This is a genomic window from Pseudostreptobacillus sp., from assembly GCF_977040545.1.
Genome location: NZ_CDRRBS010000083.1, coordinates 1 through 4,809, shown reverse-complemented (window position 1 = coordinate 4,809; position 4,809 = coordinate 1). Strand labels below are relative to the sequence as shown.

The window sequence follows — 4,809 nt, the reverse complement described above, 5'->3', positions numbered from 1 at the left end:
TAGATTATTTTAATGATTCCATAATTTATGGTGAAGATGTTAATGAGTATTTGATTAATGATAGTTTTAGATATAGAGATTATGAAGTTTTAGATTTAGAGTATGTATTAAATAATTTTGATAAGGAAATAGAATGTGTTGATATACAATCAAATACATTTGTATTAAAAGGAGAAGATATTTTTAAATTATTTGTTAATAATTACATTTCTAAAATTGAAGCAAATAATTTAATTAGAATAAAAGATATTGAATATATATCAAATTATAATTTTAAAAAAATTTTAAAATGTCAGTATGATAAATATTTTTGTACTAATCTTAAGTATATTGATATAAATAAAAAAAATAATAATTATACTTTATTTTATATAGATGATAGTGAGTTTAGTATTTTAGATGTGAATTATAGAGTAAGAGATAGTAAAGTTTCGTATGAAGTTGATGTTAATATAGAGAAAAAATATGTATCTGATTTATTTAATATAAAAAATATAAAAAAATATTTGATATATGTCATTAAATTTTTAGTGTTAGAAAATCCTTTAAAAGAAATATTTTATATGGATATGTTAAAATTTGAAGATAAGTTAAAAAGTTTAGAAGATATATATCCAATAATGTATAATGAATATATTTATGATAAGGTTCTTTATTCAAAATCTATGCAAAATTATAGAAAATTTGAATATATTTCTAATTATGTATGGGAAATTTATATAAATGATATACATGAACAATTTATAAATCTGGAAAATTTATATGATTTTGGTGATTTTAATATTTTGAATGGAAAATTTATAACAAGAGAAAGTGTAGACCATATAGTAAAACAGCTTTTTAAAGTACATATAGATAATTTTTTTAAGAATTATGATACTATTGATATTATTAAAAAATTTATAAACATAAAAATATCGGGAGAATTATTAAAAACTAAAGTTGTATACGATTATCTAAAAGAATATGTACCGGGTAGATATATCAATAATAATATAAATAATAACAAAGAAGATTTATTTTATTTTTTATATAAATATGATGAGTTAAAAAGTCGTGAAGAAATAAAATTTATATATAATTTAAATTATATTAAATATACATTTAATCTATATTCTTTAAATTATAAAATGGAAAAATATGAAATTATGAAATCTAATATTAATAAATATGGTTATATAGATAGAATTGCTGAAACTGAATATATTGATTTTATTTTAGAATATGAATATGAATATATGGATAAAAATATTAAGAATATTAAATGGAATTTGTTGAAAGAATATATTGAAATGGATGAAAATGATTTTTTAAATATGATTGATATTGGAATAGAAAAAAATTATATAAATGAAGTTGTTGAAGGAAAAATTAGAATTTTTATATATACAGACGGTTATAAACTTAAATTTTATCAAATAAAAAGAATAAATGATCAAATGTATATTAATTCATCAGAAATATTAATTTAATTTAATTTGAATTTTCAAAAATTTGACAGTGATTGAATTTTGTGATAGAATTTCTATAAGTCAGAAATGGAGGTACGATGAAAAAATTACTAACTATGATTCTGCTAGCATTACCATTATTAGGTTTTGCTGAAGTGAAAAGTAGTAGTAGTCATTTGGAAAATGCTTCAATTAAAGAAAAGTTGGTAAATGAACTTTTAGGAGAAGTAAAAGAAACAGGGGAGAACATCGAGAAACAAAGTAAGACAGATGATAAAAAGGGTTCAGTTTTTCAAACTGGAGGTGCATCATTCTATGGTGAAAAATGGAATGGTAGATTTACTGCTAGCGGAGAAAGATTTAACACAGAACAGTTGACAGCTGCTCATAAAAGTTTACCTTTTGGAACAAAGGTAAGAGTTACAAATGTAAGTAATGGTAAATCAGTTATTGTTAAAATTAATGATAGAGGACCTTTTATTAAAGGTAGGGTAATTGATTTAAGTAAAGCTGCATTTAGAGAAATTGAAAATATTAGTAAAGGTGTAACAAAAGTAAAATTAGAAATTTTAGGTAAATAATTTTTAATTAAAAATAAATTCAAATGACTATAAATCTAATTTTATATTATGTATAAAATTATTATTAAGTTCAGCTTAGGCTGAACTTTTTAAATTTGAAAAGAAATAATAAGTATGTTATAATAAATGGTAATAGATAAAGAAATAATGAGAGGAGATAAGATGTTTCAAAAATTAGACGAAGTTGTAGAAAAATACAATGAGATTAATAAGTTGTTGATGACAAATGAGGTTTTATCTGATCCTAAAAAATTAATGGAATATAATAAAACTTTAAGTTCTATGAGTGAAATTGTAGAGAAATATTTAGATTATAAGAATAAAAAAGAGGAATTAGAAACATATAAAGAAGAAATAAAAACAGAAAAAAATGAAGAAATGCTTGAAATGTTAAATATGGAAATATCATCATTAAATGAAGAAATTCCATCTTTAGAAGAAGAATTAAAAATATTATTATTACCTAAGGATCCAAATGATGAAAAAAATGTTATAGTTGAATTAAGAGCGGGTGCTGGTGGAGATGAAGCTGCATTATTTGTTGCAGATATTTTTAGAATGTTTACAAGATATGCAGAAAGAAATCGTTGGAAAACAGAAATGATAGATAAGAATGAATTAGGAAATGGTGGTCTTAAAGAAATTACTTTCTTAATAAGTGGTAAAGGCGCATATTCAAGATTGAAATATGAAAGTGGAGTTCATAGAGTACAAAGAGTACCTGAAACTGAAGCATCAGGAAGAATTCATACATCAACTATAACAGTAGCTGTTTTACCAGAAATTGATGATGTAGAACAAGTTGAAATAAATCCTTCTGATTTACAAATAGATACATATAGATCTAGTGGAGCAGGTGGACAACATGTAAATACAACAGATTCGGCCGTGAGAATTACTCATAAGCCTACAGGTATAGTTGTTACTTCACAAGATGGAAGATCACAAATAAAGAATAAAGAAGCAGCTATGAAGGTTCTTGCTTCAAAATTATATGAAATGGAAGTTGAAAAACAAAGAAGTAGTGTTGAAGCTGAAAGAAGAAGTCAAGTTGGTACAGGGGATAGATCTGAAAAAATTAGAACATATAATTATCCACAAGGAAGAGTTACAGATCATAGAATAAAATTAACATTACATAAATTAGAAGCTGTACTTGATGGAGCCCTTGATGAAATAATAGATGCCTTAATAGCATATAATCAGGCAGAAATGTTAAAACATTCAGGAGATAATTAATATGGAAGATACTTTATTGGATATTTTAGACAAGTCAGTAAAGTATTTATCTAATAAAGGTATAGATAATTCTAGATTTATAGTTGAAAAGATATTTTGTACTGTACTTGATATAAATAGAATAGAATTATATACTGAATTTGAAAGATTATTAACTGATAATGAAAAACAAATTTTACGAGAAGCTATAATTAAATATGATGGTACTAAAGAAAAAAAAAGTGAACCAAATACGGTTAAAGAATATTATGAAAAATCTAAACTATATTTAGATAAGAAAAATATCCCAGAAAGTAATGTTTTATGTAATATCATATTTTCTAAATTATTAAATGTTGATATGGCAATGCTTTTTTCAAAATATAATAATATATTAGAAGAAAATGTTAAGATTGAGTTAAAAAATATATTGAAAAAAATAGTAGAAAAGAGAATACCTATACAATATATTTTTAATGAGCAAAATTTTTATGGTTATAATTTTTATGTAGATAAAAATGTTTTAATACCTAGATTAGATACAGAAAGTGTTGTAGAAAAAGCTCTAGAATTGATATCCGACATAGAAAATCCTATAGTTTTGGATATAGGGACTGGGAGTGGAGCGATAGCTATAACTATATCGCTTGAAAATAAAGAATCAAAAATATTAGGTGTAGATATTTCTGAAAATGCATTGAAAATTGCGAAGAAAAATAGTGAACTTTTGAATTCTAAAAATGTAAAATTTATGTATTCGGATGTATTTAGCAATGTATTATTTAAAGATTTTGATTTAATTGTATCAAATCCTCCATATATATCACGCGATGAAATAGAGTATATGGGTGAAGATGTTATATTAAATGAACCTGAAAGTGCTTTATTTGCTGAAAATGATGGTCTATATTTTTATGAAAAAATATCATCAGAAGCAAAAGAGTATATTAAAAATGGTGGTTATATATTATTTGAAGTAGGATTTAAGCAAGGTGAAAAAGTTAAAGAAATACTTGAGTTTTACGGGTTTAAAAATGTAAAAATAGGCAAAGATCTTACGGGGAATAATAGATTTGTATATGGTGTAAAGAGAGAGGTGAATGATGAAAGTAAGTGATTTTGATTTTGAATTACCTAAGGAAAGTATTGCGCAACATGCAATAGAACCAAGAGATCATTCTAAATTACTTGTTTTAAATAAGAGTACAGGTGAATATTATGATAAACATTTTTATAATATTATAGATTATTTAAAAAAAGGTGATGTTTTAGTTATAAATAGAACAAAAGTAATACCTGCAAGACTTTTTGGTAGTAAAGAAAATGGAGTTAATATAGAATGTTTTCTTTTAAAAAGAATTGATTTAAATAAATGGGAAGTTTTATTGAAACCAGCAAAAAGATTAAAATTAGGTGGAGAAATATTTTTTTCAGATAAATTGAGTGCTAAATTATTAGAAATAAAAGAAGATGGTAATAGAGTTTTAGAATTTAAGTATGATGGTGTATTTGAAGAAATACTTGATGAACTAGCTGAAATGCCATTACCACCATACATT

At 23.5% G+C, this 4,809-nt stretch carries 5 protein-coding genes; all 5 read left to right on the top strand.

What is annotated here, in order from left to right; translation table 11 throughout:
• Window positions 1-1,472, top strand: a 1,472-nt coding sequence (locus ACWYO2_RS04890; protein WP_455515368.1) for a hypothetical protein, incomplete at its 5' end; no start/stop codon positions are given.
• A gap of 77 nt (window positions 1,473-1,549) precedes the next feature.
• Window positions 1,550-2,032, top strand: a complete 483-nt coding sequence (locus ACWYO2_RS04885; RefSeq protein ID WP_455515367.1) for a septal ring lytic transglycosylase RlpA family protein — start codon at window positions 1,550-1,552, stop codon at window positions 2,030-2,032.
• A gap of 162 nt (window positions 2,033-2,194) precedes the next feature.
• Entirely contained in the window at window positions 2,195-3,271 is a 1,077-nt protein-coding gene (gene prfA, locus ACWYO2_RS04880; RefSeq protein ID WP_455515366.1) for a peptide chain release factor 1, read from the top strand.
• Between the two features lies 1 nt (window position 3,272).
• On the top strand, window positions 3,273-4,367 hold the full coding sequence (prmC, locus tag ACWYO2_RS04875; RefSeq protein ID WP_455515365.1) for a peptide chain release factor N(5)-glutamine methyltransferase: 1,095 nt from the start codon (window positions 3,273-3,275) through the stop codon (window positions 4,365-4,367).
• The coding region (locus ACWYO2_RS04870; RefSeq protein ID WP_455515369.1) for an S-adenosylmethionine:tRNA ribosyltransferase-isomerase at window positions 4,354-4,809 on the top strand (456 nt) is incomplete at its 3' end. The genes prmC and ACWYO2_RS04870, both read left to right, overlap by 14 nt.